Here is an 18,455-nt window from a genome sequence, read left to right on the forward strand (position 1 = left end):
GGCGAGTATGGGACAACTCATCAAAGTAAGTACGACTGACTTTAAAGCGATTCACCTAAGCAGTGGTGGAAAGCTGGTCCCTTCCGATCAAATTGACCAAGCACGAGGGAGAGCGCTTCGTCTAAGTACCATTGAAGCACAAAAAGTCGGAAAACAGGATGCTGCTTTGCAGTATAAGGTAAACCGGCAATACCAAAGAGTAGAAAACCATTTGGCTTACTACTCCGCCATGCAGGCTGTCTCTGCCAAAAGAACGGAGACGGGCACAGATTCCTTACCCCTTACAGGAGCTGATACCCAATCCCCAAATCTCTATATCCAAGGCAATAAACAAAGAGCAGCTGCAGAAACACTGGAGATTTTAGAATCTCAGAGAGCTATGAGACAAGAAAAAACAGCCGGCTATCTTCAGGATCGGGGAGCCTTTGAAATGCGGGTACACAAGGGAGATTTATCTTTTCTTCCCGCGATGGATATGACCATCGTAACCCAAATGCCGGACATTAAATTCGAGTATACCGGAGATTTTATCTATTTTCCGAAAAAACCCGATATGGGCGGATCCATAGATTTAGAAAGCTGAAATCTTACAGAAGTCCCTTGCTTTTGGCAGGTGGCATAGGATAACAGCCGGCCCTCTCTCCGAAAGGAGGGAGGGAAATCTCCAAAAAATTACAAACATGATCATTATTATTCTATGGAGGAAATTATGCAATTACATACCAAGGACTATGGCGTTATCGATTATGAGGAGAAGGATTTGTTTCATTTCCCTGATGGGCTTTTCGGCTTTTCAGAGGTGCAGCACTATCTTCCCTTATGTTTAAACGAAGAGGAAGATTCTACCATTCTTCTTTTACAGGGAGTAGAGAATCCCGAAGTGGCTTTTGTTGTCATCAATCCATTCTCATTGGATCCTGACTATGCTCCAAACCTTACCGAGGAAGAGCTTACTTACTTAGGGGTTAAGGATGCGGAAGAATTAAGCTACTATGTGACCTGCGTTTTACAGGCAGACTACCTGGACAACACCGTAAATTTGAAGTGTCCTTTGGTGATTAATCCAGAGAATCATAAGGGCATGCAAGTAATACTTGAAGCAAGCGGATACGAATACAAGCACACTCTGGGCAGCTTTGAATCTGTACAGGCAAAGCAGAAGGCTGCCGTATAAGATAGCCCGGAGGAGTTTCCACAGGGATGTGGAAGAAAGAGGTGAAGGAAAACCATGTTAATTTTAAGAAGAAAAAAGAATGAAAGCATTTTAATCGGCGATAATATTCGTCTTACGGTAATTGAAACTGCCGCTGACGGCGTTCGTATTGCCATTGATGCTCCAAAACATATCTCCATCTTACGGGAGGAGTTATCCCATGCGGAAGAAGCTAACCGCTCTGCTGTTGCAGGCGATTCCAATGCAATCTTCCAGTTACAAAACGGTTTATTAAAAAATCTTGCCGTAAGCAAACCAGAATGATCATAAGAAAGTCCCCGGAAAATTCTCCGGGGACTTTTGTTTTATGTTTTACTATATATTTCTCTCTATATGCTACTTTATGTTTTTATCCTGCTCCTTTAATGATTCCTGTTCCATGGCTTTTGCCTTCTTTTCCCTGGCTTTCTGCTCTCTTTTATGGAGAAAAATCAAGAGTAAGGCGATAGCTGCAATTCCTATAATCTGAGGACTGTACACAAGGATCAGTAAAAGAAGAGCTTCAAAGAACCATTTGATACCGTAGAGATTTTCTTTAAATCCCGTCTTCAATCTATCCTTAAAGCCTTCCTCCTTCTGCTCTCTTGCCTCCGGCTTTGACTTTTCCGTCAAAGTCAGGTTTAAGGTGGCAAAGTTAATCCTGTTGTCATATTCCAGAATTTGGCTTCCGTAATTCTCCAACTGATAGCGTATCTCAGTTAAACGATTTTCCAAAATCAGAAGCTGATCCAGATTTTCCGCCTTGTCCATCAAAGCCAGAACCCTCTCCTGCTCCTTTTCTAAAGAGTTCTTATGAGCCTGGGCATCATGGTACTGTAAACGAACATCTTCCAGATTCTCGTTGCGAGACTTAATTTGTCCCTCTCCTTCCACGAAGCTAAGGAATTCATCCATCTTATCCTTTGGAATACGAATGGTAAAATACATTCTTCTAAAGTCGCTATAGCTGTCGTCATCCTGAAAATCCTCTGATTCCACATAGCCGGACATTGCTTTCACTTTTTCTCGAAGCGCCTTTGCTTTTTCCGGAATATCCTTTGTATCGATTTCCATATTCACGGTACGAATCTTTTTTTCCGAAATCTGAACATTGGAGTCCTCCCCAACATCGGGAGTATTGGAATCAGGATTGCTTACTTCCGGAACGGTCTCCTCAGCGGCTTCTCCCTGAGAGGCTCCGGGAACTTCATTTTCCTTAGTAACTACAGAATCCTTTCCGGCATTGGATTTTGCCACCTGTGCTCCTGCAAAAGCTGCTTCATCAGATCTTTCTGCCTCTGCATCCCCATATACCGCACTCTTAATAGAGTTATCCTCTCTATATCTTGTGTCTTTTCTTGCTCCGCTACAAGCTGTCAATACTCCTGCGGATAAAATGGCGGCACAATATCCTATTGCCAAAACAGATATTTTTCTCTTTTCCTTCCTTTTTTTCATAATTTCCTCCTTGGCTTATGCCCTGATGTTGCAGGTCAGTCTTTTCCTTCTTAACGAGTATCACCGGCGTAATATGCGGTATCTCGTTGACCAGAAAGTACTGCAATATTCTTCTCTCTACCTTATAAACGGTAAAAGGAAGGAATTGGTCACATATTCTCTTATTTTTATTGAAAATATTTCTTAGCCTTTCAGACCTATGCTGTATGAAAGTGCTTCAAATTTTCAAAAAAAAAAGAGGTTATATAAATCAAAATTAAAAAGAAAATTTTTAGCAATATAGGTCTGAAAATGGGGTAGTCTGAGCCCGACGGTACTTGCGAAAAACAAGAGAAACGCAGTTTTTCGCTTAGTATCCGCTTCGTGGCGAAGCTAGCGGGAGCGTGCCCCGGCTTCAGACCTATATTGCGTAAAAAAACTATTTTGATTTTATATAGCCTCTTTTAAAGCTAATATTATAACTCGTTTTCGCCCTCTTTAATTGCTCTTAGGGCTGCGGATAATCCGGATAATCCCTTGGGATCCGCATCAAAAATCTCTTCTGTGCTTAAAGGTTCATTTACCTCGTTGCTAAGCACGTCGGAAGTATCTACCACTTCTTCCTTATCTGTAGAAAGTTTAACGTTTCTATATCGACGCATTCCTGTACCTGCAGGAATTAGCTTACCGATAATAACGTTTTCCTTCAAACCGATGAGGTGGTCAATCTTACCGTTGATAGCCGCTTCAGTAAGAACCTTGGTGGTCTCCTGGAAGGATGCTGCAGACATGAAGGAATCGGTAGCCAAGGAAGCCTTGGTAATTCCCAACATGGTTCTCTTTCCTTCTGCAGGCACCTTTCCTTCTGCAATGAGTCTCTCATTTTCATCTTCGAAGTCTAAACGATCCACAGTGGTTCCCGGGATAAAGCGGGAATCTCCTGCTTCATTGACACGCTCTTTCTTCATCATCTGGTGCACAATCATCTCGATATGCTTATCGTTGATTTCTACACCCTGTAAACGGTATACTCTCTGCACTTCGGAAATCATGTATTCCTGTACAGCCTTAACGCCCTTAATCTTAAGAAGATCATGAGGATTGATGGAACCTTCGGTTAATACATCTCCGGCTTCCAGAACCTGTCCATCTGTAACCTTTAAACGAGATCCGTAAGGAATCAGGTAAGTCTTGGACTGAGCCTTTTCGTTGTCGGTTACGATAACCTCTCTCTTCTTCTTGGTGTCACGAATTTCCACAACACCCGGAATCTCCGTAAGAATTGCGAGTCCCTTCGGCTTTCTGGCCTCGAATAACTCCTCTACACGGGGAAGACCTTGGGTGATATCTCCACCTGCCACACCTCCGGTATGGAAGGTTCTCATGGTCAGCTGTGTTCCCGGTTCTCCGATGGACTGAGCAGCGATGGTTCCTACTGCCTCTCCCACTTCAACCGGCTTTCCTGTTGCCAGGTTTGCTCCGTAACACTTTGCACAGATACCGGACTTGGAACGACAGGTCAATACGGTACGGATTCGAATGGACTTTCTGCCCATCTTGTTTAAAGCATCCATAACCTGTGGCGCTCTCTTCGGTGTTACCATGTGGTTCGCCTTGATAACCATATTTCCGGTTTCCGGATCAATGATATCCTCCGCTACATAACGACCGGTGATTCTCTCCTGTAAGGACTCAATCTTTTCCTGTCCGTCGGAAAGCTCTGTGATTTCTAAGGAAGGAATAGTCTCTCTTCCCTCGGAGCAATCCAGGTCACGGATAATCAAATCCTGAGATACGTCTACCAAACGTCTTGTTAAGTATCCGGAGTCCGCTGTACGAAGAGCGGTATCGGAAAGTCCCTTACGTGCTCCGTGGGCGGAGATAAAGTACTCCAATACATCCAGACCTTCACGGAAGTTGGACTTAATGGGAAGTTCGATAGTCTTACCGGTTGTATCTGCCATGAGTCCACGCATTCCGGCAAGCTGCTTAATCTGCTTATCGGATCCACGGGCTCCGGAGTCCGCCATCATGAAGATGTTGTTATAGTTATCCAGTCCTGTTAAGAGGTCATGGGTAAGCTGTTCATCGGTGTTCTTCCAGGTCTCGATCACTTCCTTGTAACGCTCTTCTTCAGTAATCAAACCTCTGCGGAAGTTCTTGGCAATCCTGTCCACAGTCTTCTGTGCCTCTTCCAGGAGCGTTTCCTTAGTCTCCGGAACGGTCATATCGTGGATGGATACGGTCATGGCTGCTCTTGTAGAGAACTTATAACCGATGGACTTAATATCATCCAAGGTTAAAGCGGTCTGCATAGCCCCATGCACATCCATTACCTTTTCCAGAATCTGCTTTAGGTTCTTCTTCTTTACCAGGAAATTGATTTCCGGAAGGAAACGATTCTCAGGTAAAGAACGGTCAATAAATCCTAAATCCTGCGGAATAATCTCATTGAAGAGAAGTCTTCCTACAGTGGTCTCGATAATACCTTCTTCTTCCTTCTTGCTGCCGTCTTCCTGTAAGAATTCCTTCTTTACCTTGCAACGGATCTTCGCATGAAGGGTTACATAGTGGTTCTCATAAGCCAAAATAGCTTCATTGATAGACTTGAAGAGCATTCCCTCTCCCTTGTCTCCTTCTCTTTCCTGGGTTAAATAATACACACCCAGTACCATATCCTGAGAAGGTACCGCAACCACACCACCGTCAGAAGGCTTTAAAAGGTTGTTGGGAGAAAGTAACATAAAACGACACTCCGCCTGTGCTTCCTGTGTTAAAGGAAGGTGGATTGCCATCTGGTCTCCATCGAAGTCCGCGTTGAAGGCCGCACAAACCAGCGGGTGAAGCTTAATTGCCTTACCTTCTACCAGAATCGGCTCGAAGGCCTGAATTCCCAAACGGTGCAGGGTAGGGGCACGGTTTAACATAACCGGGTGCTCTTTAATAACATCTTCCAAGATATCCCAAACCAATGGATCCAGTCTTTCCACCATCTTCTTGGCATTCTTAATGTTATGAGACTTGTTGCTCTTTACCAGCTCCTTCATAACGAAGGGCTTAAAGAGCTCGATAGCCATCTCCTTAGGCACACCGCACTGATAAATCTTTAATTCCGGTCCTACTACGATTACGGAACGTCCGGAGTAGTCCACACGCTTTCCTAAAAGGTTCTGACGGAAACGTCCCTGCTTACCCTTTAACATATCGGAAAGGGATTTTAAAGCACGGTTTCCGGGACCGGTTACAGGACGTCCTCTTCTACCGTTATCGATCAGGGCATCCACCGCCTCCTGCAACATTCTCTTCTCGTTACGCACGATAATTTCCGGTGCTCCGAGCTCCAAGAGTCTTGCCAGACGGTTATTTCTATTGATAATTCTACGATACAGGTCATTTAAGTCGGAGGTAGCAAAACGTCCGCCATCCAGCTGTACCATAGGACGTAAATCGGGAGGAATTACAGGAAGGTTGGAAAGAATCATCCACTCCGGCTTATTTCCGGAGGAACGGAAAGCTTCCACCACTTCCAAACGCTTTACGATACGGGCTCTCTTCTGTCCGGAGGAGCTGTCCAGCTCTCCACGAAGATCCGTATACTCCTTCTCCAAATCAATGTTGGAAAGCAGCTCATATACCGCTTCCGCACCCATTCCTACTCTGAAGTTGCCGTAACCGTACTGCTCTACGGCATCTCTGTATTCCTTCTCGGAAAGCACATCCTTATAGTTTAATCCGGTTTCCATGGGATCCAGAACTACGTAGGAGGCAAAATACAGAACTCTTTCCAAAATTCTGGGACTGATATCCAGAATCAATCCCATACGGGAAGGAATTCCCTTGAAGTACCAAATGTGGGATACGGGAGCCGCTAGGGCAATATGCCCCATACGCTCTCTACGTACAGAAGACTTGGTAACCTCTACACCACAACGATCACAAATCACACCCTTGTAGCGAATCTTCTTATATTTTCCACAGTGACATTCCCAGTCCTTCACCGGTCCGAAAATTCTTTCGCAGAATAATCCGTCCTTCTCCGGCTTCAGGGTTCTATAGTTAATGGTTTCCGGCTTCTTTACTTCTCCATAGGACCAGTCCAGAATTTTTTCCGGGGAAGCCAAACCAATTTTTATGGAATCAAATTGTACCGGCTCATTTCCACTTTGAAAGTTTGCCATTTTTCCTCCTCTACTCGTTATCACCATCATCACCGAAGTCGGAAGCTAAGGAATAAAAATCATCCTGATCCAGCTCTTCTATAGAGTCATCCTCTTCTGCGCTCTCTTCATTTTCCTCGGCATCCACCAGCTCTCCATCCTGGAATTCCTGCTTGGTATAGCCGTAGGCTCCGAAGTTTTCCTGCTTATCCTGACGATAATCACCGCCGGATAAGAGTCTGTGCATATCCTGATTTGCATCGTAAAGATCTTCCGTGATCTCTACTACCTGCTGATTCTCATCCAGCACTCTCATATCCAGACACAGAGCCTGCATTTCCTTTAAAAGCACCTTAAAGGACTCGGGCACTCCCGGCGCCGGAATATTTTGTCCCTTGATGATGGCTTCGTAGGTCTTTACACGACCTGCCACATCATCGGACTTCATGGTCAGAATCTCCTGCAGGGTATACGCTGCACCGTAGGCCTCCAAAGCCCAAACCTCCATCTCTCCGAAACGCTGTCCACCGAACTGGGCTTTACCTCCCAGAGGCTGCTGAGTAACCATGGAGTACGGACCGGTAGAACGGGCATGAATCTTATCGTCTACCAGGTGGTGAAGTTTCAAATAATGCATGAAGCCGATGGAAGTAGGACTGTCAAATTTCTCTCCGGTTCTTCCGTCTCTCAGCTGTACCTTTCCGTCAATGCCGATAGGCACACCCTGCCATTCCTTACGGTGGTCAAGATGCTCGCCCAAATAAGCATATACTTCCGGATCCAATTCTTCCTTATGCTTCTCGGAAAATTCTTCCCAGGAAAGATTCACATAATCATTTGCCAGTAAAAGGGTCTGCTGAATATCCACCTCGGTTGCACCGTCAAAGATCGGGGTAGAAACATCAATGCCCAGGGCCTTCGCCGCTAAGGAAAGATGTAACTCCAAGACCTGTCCGATATTCATACGGGAAGGCACACCCAAAGGATTCAATACGATATCCAGGGGACGACCGTTTGGCAGGTATGGCATATCCTCTACAGGAAGCACCCTGGAAACTACACCCTTGTTTCCGTGACGTCCCGCCATCTTATCTCCCACACCGATTTTTCTCTTCTGGGCGATATAGATACGAACGGACTGGGAAACTCCCGGAGCCAACTCGTCGGAATTCTCTCTGGTATAAACCATGGTGTTAATAACGGTTCCGTAAGCACCGTGAGGTACCTTTAAGGAGGTATCTCTTACTTCTCTTGCCTTCTCACCGAAGATGGCACGAAGCAAACGCTCCTCGGCGGTAAGCTCTGTCTCTCCCTTTGGCGTTACACGACCTACAAGAATATCTCCGGCACGAACCTCCGCACCGATACGGATAATTCCTCTTTCGTCCAGATTCTTTAAGGCATCATCACCTACACCGGGAACGTCAGAGGTAATTTCTTCAGGTCCTAACTTTGTATCTCTGGCCTCACACTCATACTCTTCAATATGAACGGAGGTGTAAACATCGTTTTGTACCAAACGCTCGGAAAGTAAAACCGCGTCCTCGTAGTTGTAACCTTCCCAAGTCATAAATCCGATTAAGGGGTTCTTTCCCAAGGCAATCTCGCCGTCCTTTGTAGAAGGACCGTCTGCAATAACATCCCCTGCCTCTACCCTGTCATGGGTATTGACAATGGGCTTTTGGTTATAACAGTTACTGGGGTTACTACGCATAAACTTCATCAGCTTATACTCGTCAATTCCTCCGTCCTTATCTCTCTTAATCAAGATTCTTGCAGAGGAAGAAAGAGTAACCTCTCCACTGTTCTTCGCCACTACGCAGGCTCCGGAGTCTACCGCCGCCTTGCTGGACATACCGGTATCCACCACTGCAGATTCGGTAATCAAAAGCGGCACTGCCTGACGCTGCATGTTGGATCCCATCAGGGCACGGTTCGCGTCATCGTTTTGCAGGAAAGGAATCATGGAAGTCGCTACCGAGAATACCATCTTCGGGGATACGTCCATTAAATCAATACTGGTCTTGGGAAAAGCAGAAGTCTGATCCCGATATCTACCGGAAACGTTATCATGCTTAAAATGTCCTTCCTCATCCAGAGGCTCATTCGCCTGAGCAACCACGAACTGGTCTTCCTCGTCTGCGGCAAGATATACCGCCTGATTGGTAACCACCGGATTGGCCGGATCGGTCTTATCTACCACTAAGTAAGGCGCCTCGATAAAACCGTACTCATTAATTCTTGCATAAGAAGCCAAGGAGTTAATCAAACCGATGTTCGGTCCTTCAGGGGTCTCGATAGGACACATTCTTCCGTAGTGGGTATAGTGTACGTCTCGCACCTCGAAACCTGCACGATCTCTGGAAAGACCGCCGGGTCCCAATGCGGAAAGTCTCCTCTTATGGGTAAGCTCGGAAAGCGGGTTGTTCTGGTCCATGAACTGAGACAGCTGAGAGGAACCGAAGAATTCCTTTACCGCTGCCGTTACGGGCTTAATATTGATTAAGGATTGAGGAGTAATTTCATCAATATCCTGGGTGGACATTCTCTCTCTTACTACTCTTTCCATACGGGACAATCCGATACGATACTGGTTCTGTAAAAGCTCTCCAACGGCACGAATACGACGATTTCCCAGGTGGTCAATATCGTCCACTGTGCCGATTTCTTCATCCAGATTCAGTAAATAGTTGATGGAAGCAAAAATATCTTCCTTAGTAATATGCTTTGGAATCAGGCTGTGGATGTTCTTACGAATCGCATCTCTCAGTGCGTCCTCTCCCTGTCCTTCCACGGAAGCTAAAAGCTCCTTTAAGGCAGGATAGAATACTAATTCATTGATGCCGCACTCCTCAGGATTGATGGAAGCGGGAATCCACTCCTTAATATCCACCTGCATGGAAGAAAGCACCTTCTCGGTTCTTGTAGGACCGTCAATCCAAACAAAGGGAACAGCGGCGTTCTGAATCTGCTCCGCCAATTCCTGACTAACGGTTGCACCTGCCTCAGCCAGCTGTTCTCCGGTCTCCGGTGCATAAACAGCCTCAGCCAATACATGGCCCTTGATTCTGTTCTTAAAATGTAATTTCTTGTTGAACTTGTATCGTCCCACCTTGGCTAAATCATAGCGTCTTGGGTCAAAAAACATGGAGTTCAATAGGGATTGGGCGGAGTCCACGGAAAGCGGTTCTCCCGGTCGAATTTTTTTGTATAACTCTAAGAGACCTTCCTGGTAATTTTCAGAAGGATCTTTGTCGATAGAAGCTAAGAGCTTTGGATCTTCTCCGAATAAATCAAGAATATCCTTGTTGGAACCTACGCCAAGCGCACGAATAAAGACAGTAACCGGTACCTTTCTGGTTCTGTCTACACGAACGAAGAATACGTCATTGGAGTCTGTTTCGTACTCAATCCAGGCACCACGATTTGGAATGACGGTACTGCTGTAAAGCTCCTTACCTACCTTATCATGGTCTACCCCATAATAAATTCCCGGAGAACGCACCAACTGAGAAACGATAACTCTTTCCGCACCGTTGATGACGAAGGAGCCGTTCTCTGTCATTAAAGGAAGGTCACCCATGAAGATTTCATGTTCATTGATTTCTTCCTTATCCTTATTAAAGAGGCGAACTTTAACCTTAAGGGGAGCTGCATAGGTTGCATCTCTTTCCTTACACTCTTCTATGCTGTACTTTGCCTCTTCCTTAGCCAGTTTGAAATTCACAAACTCCAAGCTAAGATGTCCTGCAAAGTCCTGGATGGGAGAGATATCATCAAAGGCCTCCCTCAAGCCTTCATGCAAAAACCATTCATAGGAATCCTTTTGGATTTCAATGAGGTTTGGCATTTCCAGAACTTCTTTACTCTGAGAGAAAGTCATTCTGAGATTCTTTCCGGTTTGCACCGGATGCATTTTGCTTTTTTTCATCGACCGTTCACCCCTAATATCCGAGATATATCTCATCTCTTTGCTAAGAATCCACAATAAAACTTGTCCCAATTTGCCTTTAGTATTATAATCTGCTTAAAACAACTCGGGAAACTCCTTTAATTTATGGATTAGTTGACGATACGTTCACTTTTCTTTGGTATTTTTCTTCCTTTGGACGAAAAATAGGCAGAGTTATCCCCCTACCGGCCAAATAAGCAAACTTCATACTACCATTCTTTACCTTTTTCTGTCAAGGAGAAATATGGCTCTTAATATTTTTCTACGAAACAGGTCCGGAAAGAGGGCACGCTCTCGCTAACTTCGCCACGCAGCGGTACTAACTTCAAGCTTCGTTTCTCTTGCTTTCAGTAAGTACCGGCGGGCTCAGATTACCCCTTTTCCGGACCTGTTTCTTAGAAAAGCCATCGACTCTGCCTCTTTTTTACGCAAAGCTAATTCTTTCTCATAAAACCCGGCTTTTTCTTATTTTCTACTTTTCTTATTTTCCGCGTTTCTGATATGCCTTATTTCTTTGCCTGTTGCTTCTTCACTTCGTCTTCCGCCTTCTTTCTTAAATTGGCAAAAAGTCCTTTTTTCTTTGGTGCCTCAGGTACCACACCACCTCTTACAGACTTGATGGAGCGGATATAGATTCCGGATACCGCACATTTTACTTCCTTCTTAACGGGAAGGATTTCATATACAGTGGGATCGGCCATAAGAGCCAAAATCTTTGGTCCTACCTTAGCCTTTACAATAGGAAGCTTGGAAAAACGAAGATAAAAGGGAAGTTCCTTCTCCACCTGTTCCGGCAATCCTGCTGCCACAGCCGCCTTTACACTCAGCTTCTTCTTATCAATAATCAACATGGATACTTCCATAGTATTGGCTTCAATCATAGGTTGTTGAGCCGCCTGCCTCTCCTGCAAGCGTCTTCCCATAAAATACAAAAGCACTAATACTCCAAAGAGCAAGATTAAAACCACCAACAAAATCGAAATAATACTTTGTGGAGAAATTGCCAGTACCATGTACACCTCATTTCCAGTCTATAAAACCTATCTGCTTTTTGCGCAAAGAAACTCTTATATTTTACTCCGAAAAGGGGAAAATTGCAATGGAGAGTTCTGTCTCCGCCACCTTCTGCCCAAATTGAAAAAGAGTATAATAAAGCCGGATTTCGGCTCTCCCCTTCTGAAGTTCTGTATTCCGAAAATCTACCTCCGCCGTATCAAATTCCAATGGCAGAACCCCTACCTCCGTTTCATAATTCACCTTCCAGCGAACGCCGCCCTCATAGACCAGACTTTCCTCTTCCTTCCAGTTCCGGACTATCTCTAACCGTTTTTCCGAAGGAAAAAGCTTCATACTGTGATGCACTCCCTCCTGGAAATAACTTAAAAGAAACACTTCTCCTCTTTGTATCAGCACCCCGGAATTTTCCAGTTCAAAGCTATCCAAATCTCCATCATATTTTTGTCTGGTATGCATAGTCATCTTGACTTTCATTTCAGTTCCTCATCTTTTTCAAAATCTTTCCTTTATAGTAACTTTCTTTAACAGAGTATTGTTCCTCTCCCTTAATTAATTTCTATTTTTTATTTTGGGAGCTGCCGCCTCAGGAAGCAGCATTTTGATTGAGCAGCTTTGAACTTTTTCGTTTCTCTCTTAGTTTTGGCAATATAATAGGGACCCTGCGTGCATAACAGAGCCCCTAGGAGAATGGAAATCAAACATTTAAAATCAAATTGATTGTGTACTTAGTATAGCACAATCTTGCAAAAAAGTTTAAAGTCCACGGAAATAATTATTTATGAAATTCTTAAGGTCTATGAAAAGCACTCTCTAGAAGTTTCTCTACCAGCTCTTCTATGGAATATCCCTTTTTCTTAAAAAGCATGGGATACATGGAAATAGAAGTGAAGCCCGGCATAGTATTGATTTCATTAAAAATCACCTCTTCCCCGGACAAGAAGAAATCCACTCTGGAGAGAGAGAAGCCGTCCACCGCTAAGAAGACCGTCTCAGCCGCCTTTCTGATTTTCTCTTCAATCTCCCCGGAGATATCCGGCTGGAGTTCCGTCTTGGAATCCGGATTATTATATTTGGCGTCATAATCGTAGAACTCTGCTGCCGCAAGAATTTCTCCCACAGAGGAGCTTTCTACCTGCCCTTCTTTTCCGGAGAATACTGCACATTCCAGTTCTCTTCCTGTAATGCTTTCTTCCACCAAGACTCTTCTATCCACCGAAAGGGCATTTTCCACCGCCTTCTTTAAGGCCTCTCTATCCTTTGCCTTACTTACGCCGCAGGAAGAGCCTGCATTGGAAGGCTTTACAAACACCGGATAGGAAAGAGCAGCTTCCACCTTGGAAATAATCTTCTCCTGATTTTCCCACTGGCTTCGCACAAAGGAGATATACTTAGCCTGTCGAACGCCAATCTTTGCCAAAGGCTTTTCCACCGCCATCTTAGTATAAACCTTATCCATAGAAATCGCAGAGGAAAGTACCCCGCAGCCCACATAGGGAATTCTGGCAATCTCCAAAAGTCCTTGAATGGTTCCGTCTTCTCCATCCTTGCCATGAAGCACCGGAAAGACTACATCAATTTTTTCCAAATGACTTTCTCCGTTTTTCCCCAGAAAAAGCACGGAAGAAAGCTTTGCGTCCGGAAGAATCATGGCTCTCTCTGCACTTTCCTTCCAGCTTCCGTCTTCAATGGCTTCTTCTTTCTCCACCGGAATCCATTCCCCGGATTTCGTAATACCGATACAAAGCACCTTGTACTTTTCTTGATTTACCGCCCTCTTAATCGTGAGCACAGAGCGACAAGAAACCTCATGTTCTGTAGACTGTCCCCCAAAAAGTAAAACCAGGGTCTTCCTCATCATTTTCCTTCTTTCTATTTTTGTAAAACATCTTATTCTTCCCAAGCAGGAGAATAAGTATTTTGAAAGCTTAAAACAAAATCTGCTCTACTCTCGATCAAAGCCTTAGTTGGAAGCCTTCTCAATCTGAACGATGGCTGTCTTCTGCATCGGAATACGACAGTTCTTGTTTCCGCCGAACTCTACGATTACCGTATCCTCGGTAAGGTCAATGATGACACCGTAAAATCCCGAACTGGTAAGAACCGTATCTCCCACAGCAAGGGAGCTCATCAAATCCTGCAGTTTTTTCTTTTCCTGCTGCTGAGGACGAACACCCAAAAAATAGAACATGGCAATAATCACTACCGCATAAATAATCCAACCTACTGCTCCCAATCCTGCCATAATGTATCTCCTTTTCTTCTGTCAAATCTTCTCCCTTAGGAGTTTTGTATTTTTAGTTTATATAAGGCTTCCGTCTTCCAGCTTTCCCAACGATTTTCCCGAATGGCGTTACGCATTTCCACCATCAGGCGATTGTAATAGGAAAGATTATGTAAAACGCAAAGCCGCATTCCCAGCATTTCCTTCGCCTTTAAAAGATGGCGGATATAGGCTCTGGAATAACCGCCGGTATACGTTCCGTCCTCTTTTCGAATCCCTTTGCAAGCCGGGCAATCACAGCCCTCTTCAATGGGACGCATATCCTTTTCATAAGCCAGGTTCCAAAGATTCAGCTTCCCGGTGGCATGATACACATGACCATGTCTTCCGTTTCTGCTGGGGAATACACAATCGAAAAAGTCAATTCCCCGATCCACAGCCTGAATCATATTTTCCGGAGTTCCTACCCCCATAAGGTAAGTAGGCTTATGCCGGGGCAAATGAGGAACCACCGCATCCAAAATCCGGTACATATCCTCATGGCTTTCTCCCACGGCCAGACCGCCAACTGCATAGCCTTCCAAATCCAACTCCGTAATACGCTTGGCATGGTCGATACGAATATCTTCCAAAACCCCTCCCTGATTAATCCCAAAGAGAATCTGCTTAGGATTCAGGGTATCTTCCAGGCTGTTCAAACGATTCATCTCCGCCTGACAACGAAGAAGCCAACGGGTGGTTCTCTCCACGGAAGGAAGAATATAATCCCGCTCCGCCAAGGCCGGCGGACACTCGTCAAAGGCCATGGCAATGGTAGAGCCCAAGTTGGACTGAATCTGCATGGATTCCTCCGGTCCCATGAAAATCCTTCTTCCATCTATATGGGAGCGGAATTCCACCCCTTCTTCCCGAATTTTTCTTCCGGTTTTGGCCAGACTGTAAACCTGAAAACCGCCGGAATCGGTAAGGATAGGCTTGTCCCAATTCATCATCCTGTGTAAGCCTCCCAGCTCCCGGATAACCTTGTCTCCGGTTCGCACATGGAGATGATAGGTATTGGACAACTCCACCTGGGTATGTACCAGGCGGAGATCATCCGTGGATACCCCGCCCTTGATGGCTGCCACAGTACCCACATTCATAAAGACCGGGGTTTCAATCACACCATGGACGGTTTCCACATGGGCAGACTTGGCTCTTCCGCACTGCCCTTTGATTTCATATTTCATTTTGGCAGCTGCCATAGTCACCTCTTTACTGTTTTACTTTTTGATAAGCTGTTCCTTCTTTCTCTTGGAAAGAATCACAAAATCAAACCAAAGCGGTCCTGCGATACATACGGAAGACCAAGCGCCGGCTACAATACCCACCATCAAGGGTAAGGTGAAATCCCGAATGGAGCTTACACCGAAGATGTAGAGCACAAATACGGAAATAAAGGTAGTCAGTGAGGTATTGATTGAACGGGTTACCGTACTGGAAATCGCCTCATTTACCACATATTCCAATCCCTTCTTCTTGGTACCGTTGTGTAAATTCTCACGGATACGGTCAAAGATAACGATGGTAGCGTTAATGGAATATCCTACGATGGTAAGGATACAAGCAATAAAGTTTGAGCCCACCGCCCAGCGAAGTACCGCATAAAAAGTAACGGTAATCAATACGTCATGAGACAAGGCCATTACGGAAGCGGAGGCAAACTTAATGTCTGTGAATCGAATCCAGATATAAATCAGCATACAGAAGATAGCGATCAGCAAAGCCCAAACCGCATCCTTCTTCATTTCTGTGGAAACCGCACCGGAAATGTTCTCGGTAACAATCTTATCCTCGGAAATGGAGAACTTCTCCTGAAGACTGTCATACAGCTTGGTTCTTTCCTCGGTGGTCATGGTTCTGGTCTTAATAATAACCTCATTGGTTCCCGCAACCTTAGCAGCCTGGGTGGAAGCATTTCCCCCGGTAGCCGCGGTAAACAGAGGAATCACCTCACTATCTATCTCCTTCATGGACAAATCCTTATCGAAGGTAATGGTAGTGGAGGAACCTCCCTTAAAGTCCAGGTCATAGTTAAAGATATCTCCGGTATTTTTCTTATTCATTGCCAGGAAAATGAATCCCACAATAATTACTAAGGAAGAAATGCTGTAGGCAATTCTTCTGAAACCGATAAAGTTGATTACCTTGGTTTCCTTCTTAATACCGTAGAGCTTGGGGTTTGTCGCTCCCAAAGCGAAAAAAGCAGTTAATAATCCTCTGGTTACAAAAAGTGCAGTAATCAGAGAAATGATAATACCGATGGCCAAGGTGGTTGCAAAGCCCTTTACGGTTCCTGAACCACGGACATACAGCACTGCCGCCGCAATCAAAGTAGTGATGTTACCGTCCAAAATTGCAGACAAGGCCTTTTCAAATCCTGACTTAATTGCCTTATCTACGGAATTTCCGGCACCGATTTCTTCCTTAATTCGGGTGAAGATAATAACGTTGGCGTCCACCGCCATACCGATGGATAGAATAATTCCGGCAATACCCGGCAAAGTCAGGGTAACTTCAAAGGCCTGCATCAGCACCATTTCCAGCCCCACATACATGAAAAGAGCCAGAGATGCCGCAAGACCGGGGATACGATAAACACAAAGCATGAAAAGCATAACCAATGCAATACCGATAGCCGCAGCCTTCAAAGAGGTGGAAATCGCTTCCGCACCCAAGGTAGCACCGATTACATTGGACCGAAGCTCTGTCAGGCTAACCGGCAAAGCACCGATACGAATGGTCGAAGCAATCTTCTGCGCCTGCTCATAGCTTTCGATGGGACTGATGCTGGCCTGTCCGCCGGTAATCGCTTCTTTAACATTTGGAGAAGAAATGACTTCATTGTTATAGATAATGAAGATACGCTTTCCCACATTGTTCTTGGTGGCTTCCGCAAATTTTGCCGCACCTGCCTCTGTGAAATGCAACTCAATCACATATTCACGATTGTTGTTCTGGTTGGTCATTCCCGCAGTAGCTGTTTTTACATCGTCACCGGTAAGAAGAACATTGCCATCCTCATCCGCAAACTGCAGGGTACCCGGCTCTCCAAGCTCCGCCAAAATTTCATTGGCATCGGTAGCTCCGGGAATATCAATATTGATACGATTCTTTCCTTCCTGATATACCTGCGCCTCTGTGGAATAGCTCTGAGCCTTCATTTGAAGCTTATACACCGTGTCACTCATCTGCTCGGCGGTAGGATTCTCTTCCACGGTTTGGTAGGTGATGGACACACCACCGTTCAGGTCCAAGCCCAGCTTAATGTTTTTTGCATTCAGGTAACCCAAAACGCAAAAAGCTATGGTCAGCAGGAGGATTCCGATAAGCCGTAGCACTGCATTTGATTTCTTGTTCATCTTCTACTTCCTTTACAATCGAATTTGGTGAAACGCTTTTCTCCTCCGGAAAAGGAAAAATGTTTCACCAGATTTCGCCCTTATCCCTGTTTTCTCCGAAGTTTTCCGGTTACTCCCATCACTCGGGCATATACCGGTTTATATTATCATAGGCTCACCCTGCTCGCAAGAAAAAAGGCAATTCCTTTCCTGGAAATACGGGATTTTTTCAAAAAAATATCCCCAAGGCCTTCTTGGCCAAGGGGACTTTTTCGATTCTTCCGTTACTTTTACTCTTCCACTTCACCGATGCTGACGTGGTTTTCAAATCCTGTTTTGGTAAATTTCCTGGTATCCAGCTCAGGCATAAGCTCTGTGGTAATAATCTTTACCATCTCTTCAAACTTTGCCAAATCCTCCTTGCTGAAACGCTTCTTACAACGAGCTTCTACAGTCTTTACATAACTGTAGGAAACATTGTAATAATCCCAAAACTTCTTCGTGGGACGAAGGTGGAACTCTCTTCGATCATTTTCATCCTGAATTTTCTCGATGTAGCCCTTCTGCACTAAGGCATTCACCTTATAGGCGGCATTAGGAGCGGAAATTCCCATCATAATGGCAAATTCCTGTACCGTCGGCTCTCCCAGAGCCTTGATACATTCAATGCTATAGCTTTCTACAGTGGTCAGACTGGCCTCTCTCTTTTCGAATTTCGCAAACACCTGCATATAAAAATAAATTCGAAACTTGTTGTACAACTCAATAATCGATTCACTAAACATAGCATTCTCTCTTCTTGAAATAAATAAACTGTGACTTGTTAAACTTTAACAGAAAAACTTTCATTTGCCTATAGCTTATAAGGAATTTTTCTATAAAATTTCAACTGTTATTAATAAAATGATTTTATATAAGGGGTTTTAATGGTTCCATTCCGAATCCGAGGGCAGAAAAGAAGTATAGAAACGCATTCTGCGGTACAGCCTTCCTCTTCGGGCACGCTCCCGCTAACTTCGCCCTGCAGCGGACACTAAGCGAAAAACAGCAGTTCCTTTGTTTTTCGCAAGTGCCGGCGGGCTCAGATTGCCCTCATCGG

13 protein-coding genes are annotated in these 18,455 nt (G+C 44.9%); 3 read left to right on the forward strand and 10 right to left on the reverse strand.

Features of this window, described 5'->3' with window-relative positions; all coding sequences use genetic code 11:
* The first annotated feature begins 7 nt into the window (after window positions 1-7).
* The 3 genes from RDQ32_RS03460 (at window position 8) to csrA (ending at window position 1,477) form a co-directional block, all read left to right on the forward strand.
* Window positions 8-583 carry a hypothetical protein gene (locus tag RDQ32_RS03460; RefSeq protein ID WP_007157572.1) on the forward strand — a complete coding sequence of 192 codons (576 nt, stop codon included), beginning with the start codon at window positions 8-10 and terminating at the stop codon, window positions 581-583.
* A gap of 126 nt (window positions 584-709) precedes the next feature.
* Window positions 710-1,174, forward strand: coding sequence for a flagellar assembly protein FliW (gene fliW / locus RDQ32_RS03465; protein ID WP_040649253.1), 465 nt, complete (start codon window positions 710-712; stop codon window positions 1,172-1,174).
* A 54-nt stretch (window positions 1,175-1,228) separates the two neighbouring features.
* The gene (gene csrA / locus RDQ32_RS03470; protein ID WP_007157574.1) at window positions 1,229-1,477 is read left to right on the forward strand and encodes a carbon storage regulator CsrA; all 249 of its coding nucleotides are present in this window, start codon (window positions 1,229-1,231) and stop codon (window positions 1,475-1,477) included.
* Between the two features lie 72 nt (window positions 1,478-1,549).
* On the opposite strand, the gene RDQ32_RS03475 is transcribed toward csrA, so the two are convergent.
* From RDQ32_RS03475 to RDQ32_RS03520, 10 genes are all read right to left on the reverse strand, one after another.
* Window positions 1,550-2,650 carry a DUF4349 domain-containing protein gene (locus tag RDQ32_RS03475; RefSeq protein ID WP_308579128.1) on the reverse strand — a complete coding sequence of 367 codons (1,101 nt, stop codon included), beginning with the start codon at window positions 2,648-2,650 and terminating at the stop codon, window positions 1,550-1,552.
* 455 nt (window positions 2,651-3,105) lie between these two features.
* A complete protein-coding gene (rpoC, locus tag RDQ32_RS03480) occupies window positions 3,106-6,807 on the reverse strand; it encodes a DNA-directed RNA polymerase subunit beta' (RefSeq protein WP_308579129.1) in 3,702 nt (1,233 codons plus the stop codon).
* Between the two features lie 10 nt (window positions 6,808-6,817).
* Complete coding sequence (locus RDQ32_RS03485) at window positions 6,818-10,717, reverse strand: DNA-directed RNA polymerase subunit beta (protein WP_308579130.1); 3,900 nt, start codon at window positions 10,715-10,717, stop codon at window positions 6,818-6,820.
* Window positions 10,718-11,244: 527 nt separating this feature from the next.
* Window positions 11,245-11,751 carry a hypothetical protein gene (locus RDQ32_RS03490; protein WP_308579131.1) on the reverse strand — a complete coding sequence of 169 codons (507 nt, stop codon included), beginning with the start codon at window positions 11,749-11,751 and terminating at the stop codon, window positions 11,245-11,247.
* A gap of 61 nt (window positions 11,752-11,812) precedes the next feature.
* Window positions 11,813-12,229 carry a DUF1934 family protein gene (locus RDQ32_RS03495; protein WP_308579132.1) on the reverse strand — a complete coding sequence of 139 codons (417 nt, stop codon included), beginning with the start codon at window positions 12,227-12,229 and terminating at the stop codon, window positions 11,813-11,815.
* 313 nt (window positions 12,230-12,542) lie between these two features.
* Window positions 12,543-13,613, reverse strand: a complete 1,071-nt coding sequence (locus tag RDQ32_RS03500) for a D-alanine--D-alanine ligase family protein (RefSeq protein WP_308579133.1) — start codon at window positions 13,611-13,613, stop codon at window positions 12,543-12,545.
* A 102-nt stretch (window positions 13,614-13,715) separates the two neighbouring features.
* Window positions 13,716-13,997, reverse strand: a complete 282-nt coding sequence (yajC, locus tag RDQ32_RS03505; protein ID WP_183683751.1) for a preprotein translocase subunit YajC — start codon at window positions 13,995-13,997, stop codon at window positions 13,716-13,718.
* A gap of 35 nt (window positions 13,998-14,032) precedes the next feature.
* Entirely contained in the window at window positions 14,033-15,205 is a 1,173-nt protein-coding gene (gene tgt / locus RDQ32_RS03510; RefSeq protein WP_308579135.1) for a tRNA guanosine(34) transglycosylase Tgt, read from the reverse strand.
* A 33-nt stretch (window positions 15,206-15,238) separates the two neighbouring features.
* Complete coding sequence (gene secD, locus RDQ32_RS03515; RefSeq protein WP_308579134.1) at window positions 15,239-17,377, reverse strand: protein translocase subunit SecD; 2,139 nt, start codon at window positions 17,375-17,377, stop codon at window positions 15,239-15,241.
* 269 nt (window positions 17,378-17,646) lie between these two features.
* Window positions 17,647-18,141 carry a MarR family transcriptional regulator gene (locus RDQ32_RS03520; RefSeq protein ID WP_007157587.1) on the reverse strand — a complete coding sequence of 165 codons (495 nt, stop codon included), beginning with the start codon at window positions 18,139-18,141 and terminating at the stop codon, window positions 17,647-17,649.
* Window positions 18,142-18,455 lie beyond the last annotated feature (314 nt).

Origin of the sequence: uncultured Oribacterium sp. (genome assembly GCF_902481605.1) — a bacterium.
GTDB classification, from domain to species: Bacteria; Bacillota; Clostridia; order Lachnospirales; family Lachnospiraceae; genus Oribacterium; species Oribacterium sinus.